The 293-nt window shown below is 32.4% G+C and carries 1 protein-coding gene; it reads left to right on the forward strand.

The genetic code is table 11. The features are described 5' to 3' along the window. The coding region (locus FOT98_RS31450; RefSeq protein ID WP_144291270.1) for a DUF418 domain-containing protein at positions 1 to 293 on the forward strand (293 nt) is incomplete at both ends.

A 293-nucleotide genomic window follows, 5' to 3' on the forward strand; every position in this document is an offset into this window, starting at 1 on the left:
ATTACTCTCAGGATATTAAACTATGGATTCTATTTGGAGGGAAAACGCTAGCTATATTCTATGTTTGTACTCTACTTAGGGTTTGTGAGAATAAAAAATATATAGAGCAGCTGCAACCCTTTATGAACGTAGGCAAGTATGCTTTAACGAATTACATTAGCCAAAGTATACTAACTCTTGTCATTCTTTCGTTGAACTTTAAAGATGTCTCACAGGTATATTACTGGCAATTATGTATCTTCGGGATTTTAATTATCTTTGCGCAAATTATATTCAGCAAAATTTGGAGTAAA

This window comes from Bacillus sp. HY001 (assembly GCF_007558965.1).
GTDB classification, from domain to species: Bacteria; Bacillota; Bacilli; order Bacillales; family Bacillaceae_G; genus Bacillus_A; species Bacillus_A mobilis.